General features: G+C 61.9%; 16 protein-coding genes. 3 read left to right on the top strand and 13 right to left on the bottom strand.

All coding sequences use genetic code 11. From position 1 onward, the window contains the following. Both pgl and edd read left to right on the top strand, forming a co-directional pair. Complete coding sequence (gene pgl / locus AMC88_RS03715) at positions 1-699, top strand: 6-phosphogluconolactonase (protein WP_064824839.1); 699 nt, start codon at positions 1-3, stop codon at positions 697-699. Between the two features lie 67 nt (positions 700-766). Next, positions 767-2,590: a phosphogluconate dehydratase gene (gene edd / locus AMC88_RS03710; RefSeq protein WP_064824838.1), complete on the top strand. Its 1,824-nt coding sequence runs from the start codon at positions 767-769 to the stop codon at positions 2,588-2,590. Positions 2,591-2,679: 89 nt separating this feature from the next. Here the strand turns inward: edd and AMC88_RS03705 are convergent, their stop codons facing one another. From AMC88_RS03705 to AMC88_RS03680, 6 genes are all read right to left on the bottom strand, one after another. Next, positions 2,680-3,033: a hypothetical protein gene (locus AMC88_RS03705; protein ID WP_009996042.1), complete on the bottom strand. Its 354-nt coding sequence runs from the start codon at positions 3,031-3,033 to the stop codon at positions 2,680-2,682. A 176-nt stretch (positions 3,034-3,209) separates the two neighbouring features. Beyond that, positions 3,210-4,298 (bottom strand): ABC transporter ATP-binding protein, encoded by a 1,089-nt coding sequence (locus AMC88_RS03700; RefSeq protein ID WP_012482709.1) that lies wholly within the window; start codon positions 4,296-4,298, stop codon positions 3,210-3,212. Between the two features lie 21 nt (positions 4,299-4,319). Further along, on the bottom strand, positions 4,320-5,972 hold the full coding sequence (gene bglA, locus AMC88_RS03695; RefSeq protein WP_012482708.1) for a beta-galactosidase BglA: 1,653 nt from the start codon (positions 5,970-5,972) through the stop codon (positions 4,320-4,322). A 34-nt stretch (positions 5,973-6,006) separates the two neighbouring features. Next, a complete protein-coding gene (locus tag AMC88_RS03690; RefSeq protein WP_064824837.1) occupies positions 6,007-7,170 on the bottom strand; it encodes a carbohydrate ABC transporter permease in 1,164 nt (387 codons plus the stop codon). 1 nt (position 7,171) lies between these two features. Next, complete coding sequence (locus tag AMC88_RS03685; protein ID WP_012482707.1) at positions 7,172-8,185, bottom strand: carbohydrate ABC transporter permease; 1,014 nt, start codon at positions 8,183-8,185, stop codon at positions 7,172-7,174. Positions 8,186-8,356: 171 nt separating this feature from the next. Then, positions 8,357-9,718: an ABC transporter substrate-binding protein gene (locus AMC88_RS03680; RefSeq protein ID WP_016734762.1), complete on the bottom strand. Its 1,362-nt coding sequence runs from the start codon at positions 9,716-9,718 to the stop codon at positions 8,357-8,359. 298 nt (positions 9,719-10,016) lie between these two features. On the opposite strand from AMC88_RS03680, the gene AMC88_RS03675 reads away from it, so the two are divergent. Further along, a complete protein-coding gene (locus tag AMC88_RS03675; RefSeq protein WP_064824836.1) occupies positions 10,017-11,045 on the top strand; it encodes a LacI family DNA-binding transcriptional regulator in 1,029 nt (342 codons plus the stop codon). Here the strand turns inward: AMC88_RS03675 and folD are convergent, their stop codons facing one another. The 7 genes from folD to AMC88_RS03640 all read right to left on the bottom strand — a co-directional run bounded on the left by folD (position 11,046) and on the right by AMC88_RS03640 (position 17,154). After that, on the bottom strand, positions 11,046-11,945 hold the full coding sequence (folD, locus tag AMC88_RS03670; RefSeq protein WP_064824835.1) for a bifunctional methylenetetrahydrofolate dehydrogenase/methenyltetrahydrofolate cyclohydrolase FolD: 900 nt from the start codon (positions 11,943-11,945) through the stop codon (positions 11,046-11,048). 121 nt (positions 11,946-12,066) lie between these two features. After that, a complete protein-coding gene (locus AMC88_RS03665) occupies positions 12,067-13,824 on the bottom strand; it encodes a GumC domain-containing protein (RefSeq protein WP_064824834.1) in 1,758 nt (585 codons plus the stop codon). Positions 13,825-13,980: 156 nt separating this feature from the next. Then, on the bottom strand, positions 13,981-14,820 hold the full coding sequence (locus tag AMC88_RS03660) for a WecB/TagA/CpsF family glycosyltransferase (RefSeq protein ID WP_012482701.1): 840 nt from the start codon (positions 14,818-14,820) through the stop codon (positions 13,981-13,983). 300 nt (positions 14,821-15,120) lie between these two features. Next, positions 15,121-15,660 carry a hypothetical protein gene (locus AMC88_RS03655; RefSeq protein WP_010024786.1) on the bottom strand — a complete coding sequence of 180 codons (540 nt, stop codon included), beginning with the start codon at positions 15,658-15,660 and terminating at the stop codon, positions 15,121-15,123. Beyond that, positions 15,660-16,025 (bottom strand): hypothetical protein, encoded by a 366-nt coding sequence (locus tag AMC88_RS03650; RefSeq protein WP_010005921.1) that lies wholly within the window; start codon positions 16,023-16,025, stop codon positions 15,660-15,662. The genes AMC88_RS03655 and AMC88_RS03650 overlap by 1 nt, the downstream gene beginning before the upstream one ends. A 120-nt stretch (positions 16,026-16,145) precedes the next feature. Beyond that, positions 16,146-16,709: a rod-binding protein gene (locus AMC88_RS03645; RefSeq protein WP_010024787.1), complete on the bottom strand. Its 564-nt coding sequence runs from the start codon at positions 16,707-16,709 to the stop codon at positions 16,146-16,148. A gap of 31 nt (positions 16,710-16,740) precedes the next feature. Then, positions 16,741-17,154 carry a hypothetical protein gene (locus AMC88_RS03640; protein WP_064824833.1) on the bottom strand — a complete coding sequence of 138 codons (414 nt, stop codon included), beginning with the start codon at positions 17,152-17,154 and terminating at the stop codon, positions 16,741-16,743. Position 17,155: the final 1 nt, after the last annotated feature.

Genomic DNA, 17,155 nt, shown 5'->3' with positions numbered 1-17,155 from the left:
ATGGCATCGACCCTGCATTCCTTCGCCAGTGCCGCAGACCTCGCGGACAGCCTCGCCGACAAGGTCGCCGATACGCTTTCGGCGGCGATCGCCGCCCGCGGCGCCGCCTCCATCGCAGTTTCCGGCGGCTCGACGCCGAAGGCCTTTTTCCAGGCCCTGTCGATGCGCGACATCGCCTGGGACAAGGTGACGATCACTTTGGTTGACGAACGCTTCGTGCCGGCCGACAATCCGCGCTCGAACCATCTGCTGGTCGATGCCAACCTGTTGCAGAACAAGGCGAAGGCGGCGCGTTTCGTGCCGCTGTACCAGCCGGCAGCCTCCGTCGAGGAGGCCGCACGGCTGGCGACGGCAAAGAGTGCCGAGATCGGCATCCCCTTCGACGCCGTCATCCTCGGCATGGGCGGCGACGGCCATACGGCCTCGTTCTTTCCCGGCGGCAGCAATCTTGCCGAGGCGCTCGACGCCTCGACGCCGCGCGGCGTCATCACCATGGAGGCGGAGGGCGCCGGCGAGCCGCGGCTGACCTTTACCTTCTCCAGTCTTCAGGATGCCGCACTCCTGGTTCTCCATATCGAGGGCGAAGGCAAAAAAGACGTTCTCGCCAAGGCGGAAGGCAGCGGTGAAGAGGCAGACATGCCGATCCGCGCCGTTCTGCGCCGGGCCACTTCCCCGGTCGAGATTTATTGGGCTCCCTGATACGGCCTGACAGCCGCCGGAGCCGGCGAACACATTGAGACGAACCAGAAAAAGGCAGGGATCTTCCATGTCCGCTCACGCACGCATTGCTGCGATCACCGATCGCATTGTCGAACGCTCCAAGCCAACCCGTGAGCGCTATCTGGAACGCCTGCGCGCCGCCGCCTCCAAGGGCGTGCAACGCTCGGTGCTCGGCTGCGCCAACCTCGCCCACGGTTTTGCGGTCTGTTCCCCCGCCGAGAAGGACGCGCTCGCCGGCGACCGCATCGCCAATCTCGGCATCATCACCGCCTATAACGACATGCTCTCGGCTCACCAGCCGTTCGAGACCTATCCGGCCATCATCCGCGAGGCGGCCGCCGAGGCAGGCGGCGTCGCCCAGGTGGCGGGCGGCGTGCCCGCCATGTGCGATGGCGTCACCCAGGGGCAGCCCGGCATGGAGCTGTCGCTCTTCTCGCGTGACCTGATCGCCATGGCCGCCGGCGTCGGCCTGTCGCACAACATGTTCGACGCCGCCCTCTTCCTCGGCGTCTGCGACAAGATCGTGCCGGGCCTCGTCATCGCGGCGCTCTCCTTCGGGCATCTGCCGTCGATCTTCGTTCCGGCCGGGCCGATGACGACTGGCCTGCCGAACGACGAGAAGTCGCGCGTGCGCCAGCTCTTTGCCGAGGGCAAGGTCGGGCGCGCCGAGCTGCTGGAGGCGGAATCGAAGTCCTATCACGGTCCCGGCACCTGCACCTTCTACGGCACTGCCAATTCCAACCAGATGCTGATGGAGATCATGGGCTTCCATATGCCCGGCTCCTCCTTCATCAATCCCGGCACGCCGCTGCGCGAAGCGCTGACGCGTGAAGCCGCCAAGCGGGCGCTGGCGATCACTGCGCTCGGCAACGAATTCACGCCGGCCGGCGAAATGATCGACGAACGCTCGATCGTCAACGGCGTCGTCGGCCTGCATGCGACCGGCGGCTCGACCAATCACACGCTGCACCTCGTTGCCATGGCGCGGGCAGCCGGCATCCAGCTCACCTGGCAGGACATTGCCGAGCTTTCGGAAATCGTGCCGCTGCTGGCCCGCGTCTATCCGAACGGGCTTGCCGACGTGAACCATTTCCAGGCGGCCGGCGGCATGGGCTTCCTGATCAAGGAACTGTTGAAGCACGGCCTGGTGCATGACGACGTGCGCACCGTCTTCGGCCAGGGCCTCCAAGCCTATACGGTCGATGCCCGCCTCGGCGAAAACCGCGGCGTGTTGCGCGAGCCATCGCCGGAAAAGAGCCATGATCCGAAGGTGCTCTCCAGCATCGAAACACCATTCCAGGCCAATGGCGGGCTGAAGATGCTACGCGGCAATCTCGGCAAGGCGGTCATCAAGATCTCGGCCGTCAAGCCCGAGCGTCACATCATCGAGGCACCGGCGATCGTCTTCCACAGCCAGCAGGAACTGCAGGACGCCTTCAAGGAAGGCAAGCTCAACCGCGATTTCGTCGCTGTCGTGCGCTTCCAGGGGCCGAAGGCGAACGGCATGCCGGAGTTGCACAAGCTGACGCCGCCGCTCGGCGTGCTGCAGGATCGCGGCTTCCGCGTGGCCCTTCTGACCGATGGGCGCATGTCCGGCGCTTCCGGCAAAGTGCCGGCGGCGATCCACGTCACGCCGGAAGCGGTCGACGGCGGCCCGATCGCCCGCATCAAGAACGGCGACATCATCCGCCTGGACGCGATCAAGGGCACGCTCGAAGTGCTCGTCGATGCCGCCGACATGGCCGAGCGTGAGCCGGTGACCGTTGATCTCTCCGACAATGAATTCGGCATAGGTCGCGAGCTGTTCGCGCCGTTCCGCCGCGCTGTCGGCGCTTCGGATCAGGGTGCGAGCGTGCTGTTCCACAGCTGAGCATCGCGGCTCCGCAGCTCTTTAGGACAAAGAAAAACCCGCGGGCGCGTGAAGCAGCCCACGGGTTTTCTTTTGTCTGTCCGAGGCCGTCAGGCGCGAATGTCGAGAACGTAGTCCTTGTGCGCCGGGTGCGTGCTGTAGACGAAGATCTTGTTCAGCTCCTTCTGCGTCAGCAGGCGCAGGAAGCGGACTTCGATCGTATTGTTGGCGTTGACCTTCATCAGCAGGCAACCGACCTTGGTGATGCGGGCATCCGGAATATCCAGATAGAACTGCTTCGGCAGGTTGAACTGGGTCAGGATCGCGAGCGTCGCGCTGCTCATCGAAATCCGGACGATGTCGCAACGGCGCGAAGCCGCGTGCATGACGCCCTTTTCGGTATATTCGATGCGCGCGGCGTTCATCGTGTCCTCCATCTTGAACCGCGCCTCGCGGTCGTACATGAAGGATTCTTCCTTGCTCAGGAAATGAGATCTTGGCTGTGACGGATTGGAAGCGGCCACTTGCTTATCCCCCTCATAAATTGACGAGGAAAAGGTAGCAGCCGATCTTTAACAGAAAGTGAGAATCCGGTCCTCCAAGTATAATTCTCGGGATTATGACCCCAAAAATGGCTCTCTCATTTCCGGTAGGTATGGCCGCTTGCATCGAAAAGATGCAGCTTTTGCCGGTCGGCAGCAAAGCGCATTCTCTGACCCTTGTGAACGTCGTAGATACCCGGCAGCTTGACGACGATCGGTTCGCCTGGGACGAGGCCCTCGATATAGAGCAGCGTCACTTCGCCGAGGGCTTCGACGATCGACACCTCGCCTTCGAAAAGATAATCGGCGCCGTCGGCAATCCTCAGATCCTCCGGACGAACGCCGAAGCTGGCCTGCTTGCCTTTCTCGGATGCGTCAGTCGCGACATCGAGCGTCACCGACATGCCGCCGGTGAGCGTCACCGTCGTCTGGCTTCCAGTTGTCGAGACCGTCGCCGGGATGATGTTCATGGCCGGCGAGCCGATGAATTTGGCGACGAAGAGGTTGGCCGGGCGCTCGTAGAGTTCCAGCGGCGCGCCGACCTGCTCGATATTGCCGGCCGAGAGAACGACGATGCGGTCGGCGAGCGTCATCGCCTCGACCTGGTCGTGGGTGACATAGATCATCGTCGTGTCGGCCATCTGCTCGTTGAGGCGGGCGATCTCAATTCGGGTGGCGACACGCAGCGCAGCATCAAGGTTGGACAGCGGCTCGTCGAACAGGAAGACCTTCGGATCGCGGCAGATGGCGCGGCCGATCGCCACGCGCTGGCGCTGGCCGCCGGAAAGCGCCTTCGGCAGGCGGTCGAGATATTTGGTCAGCTGCAGGCTCTCGGCCGCCGCCCGCACACGCCGGTCGATCTCCTGCTTGCTTTCGCCGGCAATCTTCATGCCGAAAGCCATATTGTCGAAGACGGTCATGTGCGGATAGAGCGCATAGGACTGGAAGACCATGGCGATGCCGCGCTTCGACGGCGGCACGTCATTGACGAGATGGCCGTCAATATACATCTCGCCGCCGGTAATCGCCTCGAGACCGGCGATCATGCGCAGAAGCGTGGACTTGCCGCAGCCGGACGGACCGACGAAGACGATGAATTCGCCCTGCTTGATATCGAGATCGATCCCGTGGAGAACGTCCACGGAACCGTAGGATTTGCGGATATCCTTCAGCGTCAGTCCAGTCATTTCTCACTCCCCTCCTGATCCTTAGGCGAGACGGGCGAAATACGCCCCCCAGGCCGGAATATCGATCTTGTCGCCATAGTTGTTGCTGTTAAAACCATGCCCCGTCAATGCTTGCCATTCTCCCGCAGGCAGGGTGACGCTGGTTTCGGCCGGGCTCATGTTGAAAATGCAGAGCAGCTTCTCGTCGCTGTAGTCGCGGGTGAAGACCAGGATATCGCCCTCGGTCTCCTCGAATTCGATCTCGCCCTTGGCAAAGGCCGGGTGCAGCTTGCGGAAGGCGATGAAGCGGCGATAATGCTCGAGCACGGACGTTTCGTCGCCCTGCTGGACATTGACGGCGCGCAGAATATGTTCGACCGGCACCGGCAGCCAGGGCTTGACCGTCGAAAAGCCGCCCTGGGCGACGTGGCTGTCCCAGACCATCGGCGTGCGGCAACCGTCACGGCCTTTGAACTCCGGCCAGAACTGGATACCATAAGGATCCTGCAGGTCCTGATAGGCGAGATCGGCCTCGGTCAGTGCCAGTTCCTCGCCCTGATAGAGGCAGACGGAACCGCGCAGCGTCATCAGCAGCGAGGCATAGAGCTTGGCGAAGGCGTCGTGATCGGCGACCAGTCCGCCCCAGCGGCTGACATGGCGCATGACATCGTGATTGGAGAAGGCCCAGCAGGCCCAACCGTCGGGGGCCGCGGCTTCGAAATCCTCCATCACCTCCTCGACGCGCTCCGGCGTCAGCGGATCGGGCGCCAGGAACTCGAAGGCGTAGCACATGTGCATCTTGTCGTTGCCGGAGGTGTATTCACCGACGATTTCGAGGCCGCGCTGGCTGTCACCCACCTCGCCGACGGCGGCGATTGCCGGGAATTCCTCAAGAACGGCGCGGAAGCGCTTCAAGAAGGCGAGATTCTCCGGCCGGTTCTTGTCGTAGATGTGTTCCTGGAAATTATAGGGATTGACCGCCGGCGCCGTCGAGGCGTTGCGGCGCTCAGGCGCAAGGGCGGGATTGTCGCGCAACAGCGGGTCGTGGAAATAGAAATTGATGGTGTCGAGGCGGAAGCCATCGACGCCTCGATTGAGCCAGAAGCGCACGACATCGAGCAGACGGTCCTGCACCTCCGGATTATGCAGGTTCATGTCCGGCTGCGAGGTGAGGAAATTATGCAGGTAATATTGCATGCGCGTCGGATCCCACGCCCATGCCGAGCCGCCGAAGATCGACAACCAGTTGTTCGGCGGCGTGCCATCCGGCTTGGCGTCGGCCCAGACATACCAGTCGGCCTTGGCGTTGGTTTTGCTGGAGCGGCTCTGCACGAACCAGGGATGCTGATCGGAGCTGTGCGAGATGACCAGATCGATCATCACGCGGATGCCGAGGCGATGGGCCTCCGCGATCATCGTGTCGAAATCCACCAGCGTGCCGAAGATCGAATCGACATTCTCATAATCGGAAACGTCGTAACCGAAATCGCGCATCGGCGAGGTGAAGAAGGGCGAGATCCAGATCGCATCGACGCCGAGGCTTGCTACATGCGGCAGGCGGGCGGTGATGCCCTTGAGGTCGCCGATGCCGTCGCCGTTGGAATCCTGATAGGAGCGCGGATAGATCTGATAGATCACCGCGCCGCGCCACCAGTCCTTATCGGCGGTCAAGATCGATTGGGAAGCCACGTTCATGGAATATCCTGTCTGAAGTCACGTTCGAAAATGGTCAGCCGCCCTTGACCGAGCCCGCCAGCAGACCACGCACCAGATAGCGCTGCAGGCTGAAGAAGACGAGCAGCGGCACGACAATGGTGACGAAGGCCGACGCCGTCAAAATCTCCCAATTGCCGCCGCGCGAGCCGAGCAGCGCGTTCAGGCTGCCGGTCAGCACGAGGTGCTCCTTGTCGGTGCCGAGGAAGACCATGGCGACGAGCAGGTCGTTCCACACCCACAGGAACTGGAAGATGGCGAAGGAGGCGAGTGCGGGGAAGGACAGAGGCAAAACGATGCGGGTAAAGATTTCGAAGTCGCTGGCGCCGTCGACACGGGCAGATTCGATGATCTCCTTCGGCAGGCCGGCAATATAGGCCCGCAGCAGAAAGATGGCGAGCGGCATGCCGAAGGCGGTATGGGCGAGCCAGATGCCGGGATAGGTCTTCGACGGCTGGCCGAGCATGGTGCCGATCTCGTTATAGAGGCGCAGAAGCGGGATCAGCGACATCTGCAGCGGCACGACGATGAGACCGACGACGAGCGCAATCAGCAGCGCGCGTCCGGGAAAGTCCATCCAGCTCAAGGCATAGGCGGCGAAAGCGGCAATCAGGATCGGGATGATCGTCGCCGGGATCGTCACCGTCAGCGAATTGATGAAGGACTGGCCGATGCCCTCGCCTGTCAGAACGGTGTTATAGTTCTGCGTCGTGAAATCCGGCGGCGCGGAAACGGAGACATAGATGCGCCGCGGCCGTTCGTCCGGCGAGAAGGCAGCGTTCTTCATGTAGCGATAGCTGCCGTCGCTGTTGATCTGCAGGCTTTCGCCATCACCGAGGTCGGCGGTTTCCCCCGCCTTGAAGGCGGCCGGCTGCTGCACGCGGTTGCCGTAGGCTTTCACCGAGCGGCCTGTCTGGCCTTCCAGCACATTGCCTGAAATGACGTAGGTGGCGCCTTCCTGCTTCTGCTGGTCGGGCGTGCCGAGACGAACGGCAACGGTCTGCGTCGAGCCGACGAAGGAGGTCCACCAGCCGGACACAACGATCTGGTCCTTGTCGCGCAAGGCGCTGACGAAGATGCCGAGCGTCGGGATCAACCAGAGGATGACGATCAGAAGAACGGCAAGGTGAACGAAGAGACGGGCGGGGCCGATCTTGAAATAGCTTCCAACAGCAGTCATCTCAATGGCCCTTCAGTTCGCGGTTGGCGCGGCGCACGTTCCAGACCATGATCGGCGTGACGGCGAGCATGATGATGATGGCGATGACAGCACTTCGGCCGGAATCGCCGCCGCCGCGGAACAACCAGTTGAACATCAGGTTCGCCAGCACCATGGTCTGCCATTGGCCGTTGGTCATGGTGAGCACGATATCGAAGACCTTGAGGACGAGAATGGTGATCGTCGTCCAGACGACGGCGATGGTGCCCCAGACCTGCGGCACCATGATGCGCCAGAAGATCTGCCAGCCATTGGCGCCGTCGATAACGGCGGCCTCGATCGTCTCTTCCGGGATGCCGCGCAGCGCCGCCGAGAGGATGACCATGGCAAAGCCGGTCTGGATCCAGATCAGGATGACCATCAGAAAGAAATTGTTCCAGAAGGGAACGGAAATCCAGACCTGCGGCGTACCGCCGAATGTCTGAACGATGGCGTTCAAGAGGCCGATCTGCACATCGTTGCCGCCGCGATACTCGTAGATGAACTTCCAGATGACGGAAGCGCCGACGAAGGAGATCGCCATCGGCATGAAGACGATGCTTTTGGCGATATTGCCCCACCAGATGCGGTCGGTCATCACGGCGATAACCAGGCCGAAGAAGGTGCAGGCAGCGGGCACGACGGCGAGCCAGAGGATGTTGTTGAAGATCGACTGGCGGAATTCGCGGTCGTTCAAGGCCCACAGGTAATTCGTCGCGCCGACGAACTCGTTGCCCGACCGGTCGTAGAAGGACAGGATGAAAGTCGCGATGACAGGGTAGACGAGGTAGACGATCAGCAGGAAGAGTGCCGGGCCGAGGAACAGCCAGGGACGGATCATGGCGCGCCGGTTCAGGTTGCGCGAAGCCTGACGGATATCACCGTCCCTCACCGGCAAGGCGAGATCGAGGAGCTTGTTGGAGAAAAAGAAATAGGCGGAGCATGCAAAAACGGCTCCGACCACCACGCCCAAAGCGGACACAATCTGCAACAGCATTTCGTCCCTCCCCTGCTTGCCTGTCTTGTTTCGAAGGGTTAACGCCGGATGCCGTCAACGCATCTTGTGTCTTTGACCACAGGATCCGGCACGACCGGGCTCCCCCTCTGGAACCCGGCCGGTCATTCCGCTAATGCCGCCGGCTACCCGGCGGCATGAACTGACGGGAAATTACTTGATACCGTCCCAGGCACTCTGGATCTCGGCCGCTGCATCCTGAGCGGACTTGCCGCCGACGAAATCGACCATGCCGGTCCAGAAGGCGCCGGCGCCGATCTTGCCGGGCATCAGGTCGGAACCGTCGAAGCGGAAGGTGGTGGCGGAGGTCAGGATCTCGCCTTCCTTCTTCATCTGCGGGTTGGCATAGGCGTCGGTGCTGACGCCCTTGTAGGGGGTCAGGAAGCTCGACTGCGCCATCCACACTTCATGGGCGATCGGGGTCTTCAGGAAGTCGATGAAAGCGCGGGCCGTCTTCGAGTCCTTGGCGATCGAGACCAGCGTGCCGGCACCGAGAACCGGCTTGCCGAGTTCGGGATGCGAAGCGAAGGTCGGCATGTAGAAGAAGTCCGCATCCTGACCGAGCTTCGTGCCTTCGGGGAAGAAGGACGGGATGAACGAGGCCTGATGGTGCATGTAGCACTTCGGCGGAACGGCGAAGAGGCCCTTCGGACTGTCGCGGAAGTCGGTCGACGCTACGGCGGCAACGCCGCCATCGACGTATTTCTCGTTCTTGGCAAACTTGCCGAATTCGTCGATCGCGGCAACGACGGCCGGATCGGTGAACTTCATCTCGTTGGTCGTCCACTTGTCGTAGGCTTCCGGCGGCTGAGTGCGCAGCATGATGTCTTCGACCCAGTCGGTCGCCGGCCAGCCGGTGGCGCCGCCCGAACCGAGGCCGATGCACCAGGGAACGCCGCCGTCCTTGACGATCTGATCGGTGAGCGCATGCAGCTCTTCCATGGTCGTCGGGATCTTGTAGCCGGCTTCCTCGAAATTCTCCGGAACATACCAGACGAGTGATTTCACGTCGGCCTTATAGGGGAAAGCGTAGAAGGCTTCCTTGCCATCCTTGCCCTTATAGGTGCCGTAACCGACCCAGCTGTCGCCGGCGCCGTAATTGTCCTTGAGCCACTTGGAGTTGTCGTCGCCGAGCGGCGTCAGGAAGCCCTTGCCGGCGAGGTCGGCAAGAAGGCCCGGCTGCGGCAGGATAGCGATGTTGGGCGGCGAGCCGGCCTGGGTGTCGATGACAATCTGCTGTTCGTAGTTTTCAGAAGAGGAATATTTGGCGTCGATTCCGGTCGCTTCGGTGAAATAGGCGAGAACGCTCAGGAAGAACGCCTCGTCTTCGCCGCGCCACGGCCCGAAGATCGTCAGCGGCTGGCCCTTCAGATCGGCATGGGCAGCCTTGAATTCGTCATAGCTCTTCCAGTTGAACTTGGCGTCCTGCCCCGGGGCGAATTTCAAATCGGCCGCCGACGCAGCGCCGGCAAAAAACGCTGCAGCGGCAACGCCCATCAAAAATGACTTTTTCATGTGATCATCCTCCCATCACAATCCCAATCCACGCCGAATCCCTTCAAAAGGAAATTTCAAAGCGCTTTGACACCTTCACTCATTCCACTTTCGGTGGAATGGAGTCAAGTCATTTCACGAAATCTCGCCGTGAACACGCAGAATACGCAGCTCAGCGACGCCTATCGGGGAATATGGAGCGATTTTTCTTGAGTCAAGCGCGCGAGATGCTACATAATTGAAAGCGCTTTGGATGCCGTTGGGAGGCGGGAGGCCTTTTTGAAGCGGCCGACAGGCGGGCCGGGAGGAAGCATAACAGGTGAATCTCAAACAGCTATCGGAATTGCTCGGGCTGTCGCAGACGACGGTGAGCCGGGCGCTCAACGGTTATCCCGAGGTCAATGAAGCGACCCGCGAGCGCGTGCTCCAGGCCGTCAAGGAAACCGGATACCGGCCGAACAAGGCTGCCCAGCGGCTTGCGACGGGGAAAGCGGGGTCGATCGGCCTGGTCATGCCGACGGCGCCCGGCCACCAGTCCGATGTGCATTTCGGCGAATTCCTGGCCGGGCTCGGCGAGGAGGCCGTGCGTCACGATTTCCATTTCGTCATCATGCCGGCCGATCCCGATGACGAGGTGGCCGCACTCCGGCGGCTTGCGATCAGCGGCAATGTCGACGCGCTGTTCGTCGCCTATATGCGCGGCCACGATCCGCGGCTCGCGATGCTGAAATCGCTCTCCATGCCCTATGTCGTGCATGGCCGCTCCTTCGGCGCGGAGCTGGATTATCCCTATCTCGACATCGATAATGAAGGCGCCTTCTACGACGCCACACGGCTGCTGCTGCAGCTCGGCCATACGCGCTTTGCGCTGATGAACGGGCAAGTGCATCTCGATTTCGCCATCCGCAGGAAGAACGGCGTCATATCGGCGCTTGCCGAACGCGGACTTGTTCTCGAGGAGGATTGCATCAGCCATACGCTGATGACCGACGAGCAGGGCCTGCTGGCGATGGAACGCTTCCTGCAGTTGCCGCAGCGGCCGACGGCGATCCTCTGCTCCAGCACGGTGCTGGCGCTCGGGGCGATCCGCGCGGTCAACCAGGCGGGATTGCGGCTCGGCGAGGATATCTCCCTGATCGCCCATGACGACGTGCTGCCGCTCTTGAAGCCGGAAAGTTTTTCCGTGCCGCTGACGACGACGCGCTCGGCGCTGCGCGCCGCCGGCGTGCGCATCGCGCAGCGGCTGATCGGCACGGTGAAACAGGCAGGCCCCTTCCCCGACCAGGAACTCTGGAAGACCGAGCTGATCGTCAGGGCCTCGACCGGTCCTGCCCCGCAGCAGCCATAATCAGAATTGCGGCGGGGTCTGCCCTGCGGCGCGATGGGCGGCAATCACCGTATTGGCCATCAGCATGGCAATGGTCATCGGCCCGACCCCGCCGGGAACCGGGGTGATGGTGCTGGCGACGTCACAGACTTCGGCAAAGGCGACGTCACCGACGAGCCGGGTCTTGCCCTCGCCCTTGTCGGGCGCCGGCACGCGGTTGATGCCGACATCGATGACCGTCGCACCCGGCTTGACCCAATCGGCCTTGACCATTTCCGGCCGGCCGACGGCGGCCACCAGAATATCGGCGTTGCGGCAAACCTCGGCGAGGTTCTTCGTTCTCGAATGGGCCATCGTCACCGTCGCATTGGCGTTGAGCAGCAATTGCGCCATCGGCTTGCCGAACAAGTTGGAGCGGCCGATGACCACGGCGTTGAGGCCGGAGAGATCCTCGCCATGGGTGCGGCGGACGAAAACCATGGCGCCGGCCGGCGTGCAGGAGACCAGTCCGGTCTTCAGGTCGCCGGTGGCGAGCTTGCCGGCGTTGACGACGCTCAAGCCATCGACATCCTTTTCCGGCAGGATCGACTGGATGATCGGCTCGCTGTCGAGCGGCTTCGGCAAGGGCAACTGCACCAGGATGCCGTGGATCGACGGATCGGCGTTGAGGGTGGCGACGAGCGCTGCCAACTCCTCCTGACTGGTCTCGGCCTGCAGCGTGTGCTGGACGGACTTGAAGCCACATTCCTTGGCCATGCGGCCCTTGGAGCCGACATAGGCGTGGCTTGCCGGGTCGTCGCCGACGATGATGACGGCCAGGCCGGTGGTGACGCCGCTGCTCTTTTCCAGCGCCGCCGTCGCACTCTTGACCGTCTGAATGACCGATGCAGCCACATTCTTGCCGTCGATTACTGTCGTCACGCGTCTCTCCGCCCTGGTTTCAGGTCAATCTAAGGATAGTTGACGAGCGTCAAATGCCCGCTAACGCCCTATCCTGTCGGAAAGCGGCAAGGCAATATCAAACTTGCAAGGAAATGTTGGTTCAGCGCCGCGGCTGCCGCACTTCCATCACATCGCGAAGGCGGTTACGCAGGCTGGAGATCTCGGAGCGCAGCACGTCCATCTCGTCGAACGCCGCCGGGGGCGCGGGCGCCGGCGGCGGGGACACAACCGACGGGGACACTGGCATTTCCGTTGCAGAGGAAGCGACGGATTTGCGCAAGAACAGCAGGAACGCCAGAGCAAGACCGATTGCCAGCCCTGCGGCGCCCCCGGTCAGCGCGCGGCCGATCGAGCCATTCGTTGCCGCTACCCTCGAGGCCACCGGCGATTTCAGCACGATCAGATGAGCGTCGTCGGCTGCCCCCATTGCGGAGGCCGCCTCTTCCAGGCGCACACGCGCGGCATTCGCCTTCTCGCGCAGCTCGGTCAGCCGGGGCAGATCGACGCCGGTATCCCGGCTCTGGGCGATCAACGTGTTGCGCCGATCGTTCAGCCCCCTGCGCGCATCGACCGCAGTCTTGGCGGCGGTATTGGCGAGCTGGGCCAGACGGGCAAGCTCCTTGCCCATGTTCTCCTTCAGCCCGTCCGTTTCGGCCTGCTGCTGCAGCAGGCGCGGATGGCGCGGGCCAAGCTCGGCCGAAAGCTGGGCCAGCGTCGTCCTGGCGACGGCATATTTGTCGCGCCAATCCTGCAGCGCCGGCGAGAGCAGATCGGAGGGGAGCGAACCATCCAGGACGCCCGCGAGTTTTGCCACCTTCAGCCGGTCGGCCTGCGCCTTGGCGGCGAGGATATTCTCGTCCGCCTGCTTCAGCTCGGCATCGAGCCCATCGATCTGGCGGCGAATGTCGATCGCCACCTTGACGTTGCCCTCGCCGCTTTTTGCCGTGAAGGCGGCAAGCTCCGCCTTCGCCTCGTCATAAGCCTTGCGCAGCGCCGTGTCGGTTTCGGCGCTTCGGCCGGGACTGCCGCCGGCGGACACCGCTTCGCCAAGCCGCGCGGCGATGCGCATCGATTTGCCGCTGTCGCCGGCCGTCACCCTGACGAGAATCGTACCGGCGGCGACATCAGGCACGATCTCGACCGCATGTTTCAGCGCCGCCTCGGCGCGCGAGGTCGGATCGGCGGCAGCACCGGTGGCCGAGAGGAGGTCGAGCGCAACGCCGATCGCATTGGCACCGGAGCCGGCAAATTCCGGGTCGTGATCGAGTTTCAGCGCAGCGACCGTCGATGCCATCACGCGTGCCGACAACAGGCCTTTCGCCGCAGCCTGGGTGAAGGCAGCGCGGCTTGCCGCATCCGTCCTTACCGAAAGCGTCGTCTCGGCACGGTAGAGAGCGGGCGAGACCGGCATCAACGCCGGCAGGCCTGCCCCGAGCATCGTGGCGGCGACGACTGTCATGACAAGGCCGAAGCGGCCGGCGCGGTGGCGCGGCGCTGCCGGCTGGAATCTGGCGGGCTCCTCGCTGATCGCGGCCAGTGGCGCGGGCGGAAGTGCGGGTTCTTCGGCCGCAGCGATAGGCTTTTCATGACCGGCCGGCTCCGGCGGAAGTGGACGGCCGATATCGTTGGCAGCCCGAAGGCGGTTGCCGAGGATGGTTTCGATGCGGTCGACCAGCGGCGCCGAACGCGCCGCCATTGCGCGCTGCTCTTCGAGCGCGCGGCCGATCGCGCGCAGCAATTCGGCCTCGGGCAGTGCGATAGCAGTCCCCTGCGACTCCCGGCGATAGGAATCGTCAAAAGAGCGCGGCCCCGCGGCTGCGCGATCCTGGAAGCTGTTTCTCGCCCTGATATCGTACATTTGCGCCACATCTCATGCACATGATGGCCGAGTTCAATCATCCGCACGCGATGCAGATGATTAAACGACTCTAAATATTCATGGCAAAGAAATGGTTAACCGCGACTGGCAAGAATCGCGGTCCGAGGTTTCAAATTTGAACCGGGCGCTGCCCGTTCAGCTCGCCTTCCTGCGTTCCGCCGCCGGCTGCGAGACGCTGCGATGCTCTTCTGGGTAGCTCAGAATTCTTTCGCGGCGGCGGAAGCGGTAGCGCAGGACATGGAAAAGGAAGACCGGAATGCCGACGATGTAGCGCCGCCAAAGGCGCGCGGGCTCCTGTATCAGCCGATAGGCCCATTCGAGGCGCATCATCCGCACCGTCTTCGGCGCTCGCGGAACGGCGCCGGAGACGAAGTCGAAGAGCGCGCCTACCGTCAGCACCAGACGCGCATGGTCGGCGCGGATGTTGTCGTGGACCCATTTCTCCTGCAGCGGCGTCCCCATGCCGACGATCAGAATGTCGAGCTTCTGGCGCTCGATCTCCTCGGTGACATCGGAGGAGTCGACCTTGTCGAAAAAGCCGTCGGAAATGACGACAAATTCATGCCAGGGTGTGTGCTTGCGGAAATTTTCCGCCGCCGCCTCGACGACCGCGCGCGTGCCGCCGATCAGACCGATGCGGCGCGGAGCCTCCATGAAGGTGAGGAAGGCCGGCACGAAATCGGTACCGTTCAGATTGGCGGGAAACGGCGAGCCATGAGCGATCTGCGATGCGATATTGAGGCCGATGCCATCCGGCAGCACCAGATTGTGCGACATGATCCGGTAATAATCATCGTCGCGCAACGCGGTCAGCATATTATGGGCGTTGACGAAGCAAACCACGGTCTGGCCGACGGGAATGGAGGCCAGCTCGTTGATGAAAACGAGTGCATCATCCCAGCCGAGATCGCAGACCGGCAGATCGAAGATCGTCCGCCGCGACGCAAGCACCGCGAAGTTTGCAATCAAATTCATTCCTACCTCCTGCCGAGGGTGCGTCATGCGCCCGACATCCCGGAAACCAAGCCCATATTTTTCCGCACCCCGGAGGTCTCGAAAGGACCGGTCGCGTCACGCATGGCAGCGTCGCCCCGCTCACGGAAAACGGCGCATGCCAAGCTGTGAGACCTGATATAACAGGAGGCTTTCAAACAACCCTTAGGAAAATTCCTTGGATTTTTATGCTCGCATAAGTGGTTTATTAACCACATCAAGCCCAATGACAAACGGCGCCCGAAAGGCGCCGTTCATGCATCGGATCTGGAATACGTTATTTCAGTGGGCGGCCGGGGCCGGCGCGCCATCGGCCGGGGCGCCCTCAATGATCTTGACCGGAGCGCCGAGCTTTTTCGGCTCACCGGCCGCGTTCTGCTTGACCTCTTCCTTGGAGAGATAATCGAGCTGCTCCAGCATCACTTCGGCGACATATTCGCCGCCGAGCCGCTCGTTCATGCCCTTCTTGATCTCCTCGCGGAAGGCCTTGGCGTCAAAGGACTTGATGTGCGCGAGATCGACCATCTTGTTGCCGACGAGCAGGCTGAAAAGCTCGTCCGTCGTCATCTCGGTTAGAGGCAAGGTCACGCCCTTCAGCATGTCCTTGTTCATCATGAAGGAAATGCGGCCGAGGAAATAGCCGGTGATCGCACCGTCGCCGATGACCGGCACCGTGATCGTTTCACCCTTCACCAGTTCGAGCGCGCTCTGCTTGGAATCCGTTGCCGCAGGTGCTGGCGCCGTCGCCATGTACACCGAAAAGTAAACCGAGGCCAAGGTGATGGCGCAAACCCAGACACCGGTGAGGACCAGCTTGACCATCAGTTCCCACGCACGGCGAATTGTTCCTGGGAATAGGTGCCGTCAGCGTCAGCGTCCTGAACGGCATTCTTCAGGAGGTCGGCGACAGCGCGAACCGCTTCGAGATGCGCTTCGACGCGCCGGGCGTTGAGAACCAGCTTCTTCTTCAGGCCGTGCAGCTGATCGAGATGGGCAGCGGCAAGCTCGGCCGGATCGGTGTCGCGGAAAAGCATCGACAGCTCATAGAGGCAGCGGCTCTTGTGCGCATTGGAGACCTTGAGATCGAACTGCGGATCGTTGCCGATCCGAGTATTCTCATTGTCGATGATCATTTCGAGGCGTCCGAGAACGGATTTGATCCTGTATTCGTTCGAAATTATTTCCATTGTACCCTCGATTATGCGTCGCTTAGAGCATGATGCCAAAAACTATCCGCGGTTTTCGGACGACATCATGCTCTAACTATTTAATTTAGAACAGGATTCAGATTTCAGGCGGACCTAAAATCATCCTGTTCTATCGGCCTTGGCGTCCGCCGTCGGCGTGCCAAAGGTCTTGCGCTGGAAGTCGTCGATCATGCTGAGCGCGGTGTTGCGGTCACGATCATCGGTCGAAGCATTGACGATCTTGCCTTCCTGCCGGCGCAGCTGCTCGCTGTACATCTGCTTGGCAATGCCGATGCCGTCGCCCTTGGCCATGGTGTTGCCGAGCTGCTCGGCCATCATGCCCTTCCAGATATCGCCGGTCGCGCCCTTACCGTAGACGTCTTCACTTTCGCTCGGCAGCATCGACTTGACGAAGTTCTGCAGAACCATGGCCTCGAACTTCCGGTAGCTTTCCGGAACCTCCTCGGCCTTGGTGCGGTTCTGGATGTTGGAAAGGCCGCTTTTCTGGCCGACATGATCGAGAACGTCGACCGTATTGGAGAAGCCCTTGCCGTTCTCGGCGAGGCTCGTTGCGGCAAAGGCCGCACGATTTGCCTTCAACTTTTCCTGGGCTACCTGAACCTCCATGGGGTCGGCAGCTTTGACCACGTCCAGGACCAGATCACTGGGGGGCGAAATAGCCACGTTAAAATCCTCTAATTTAAGATCGTAACGATTATGGTTTTTGAAGCTTGCTGGAGGCTGGTGTTGCGAATTGCTGATCGATCACATCGTAGACGGCATTGTCGTCGGTCTCGCGGCGCTCGGCATCGAGGGCCTCTTTCATGCCCTCTTCCAGCCGATCGGCCTTGGCGCGCTCGCGCGTCAGCCGCATCTCATGGATCTGCTGCATGCCGGTGAGCTGCTGATCCTTGATCGTCAACCTGCCGAACCGGTCGGCATAATTCTGCGAGAAGGCGTGGTGGACCGGATCCATCGAACCGAGAGCGACGATAACGTCGTCCATCGCCGCATTGACCTCGATGCGCTGACGGCTGGTTTCGGCCAGGTCATTCTCCGCCATCCTCTCGACATGCCGCTGCACCGACAGCAGACGCTTGAGTTTTTGGGAGCGGCTCTTCTCGATCATA

This window comes from Rhizobium phaseoli, from assembly GCF_001664385.1.
Taxonomy (GTDB): domain Bacteria; phylum Pseudomonadota; class Alphaproteobacteria; order Rhizobiales; family Rhizobiaceae; genus Rhizobium; species Rhizobium phaseoli.
The sequence above is the reverse complement of the archived record's forward strand: the minus strand, read 5'-3'. Positions and strand labels throughout refer to the sequence as shown.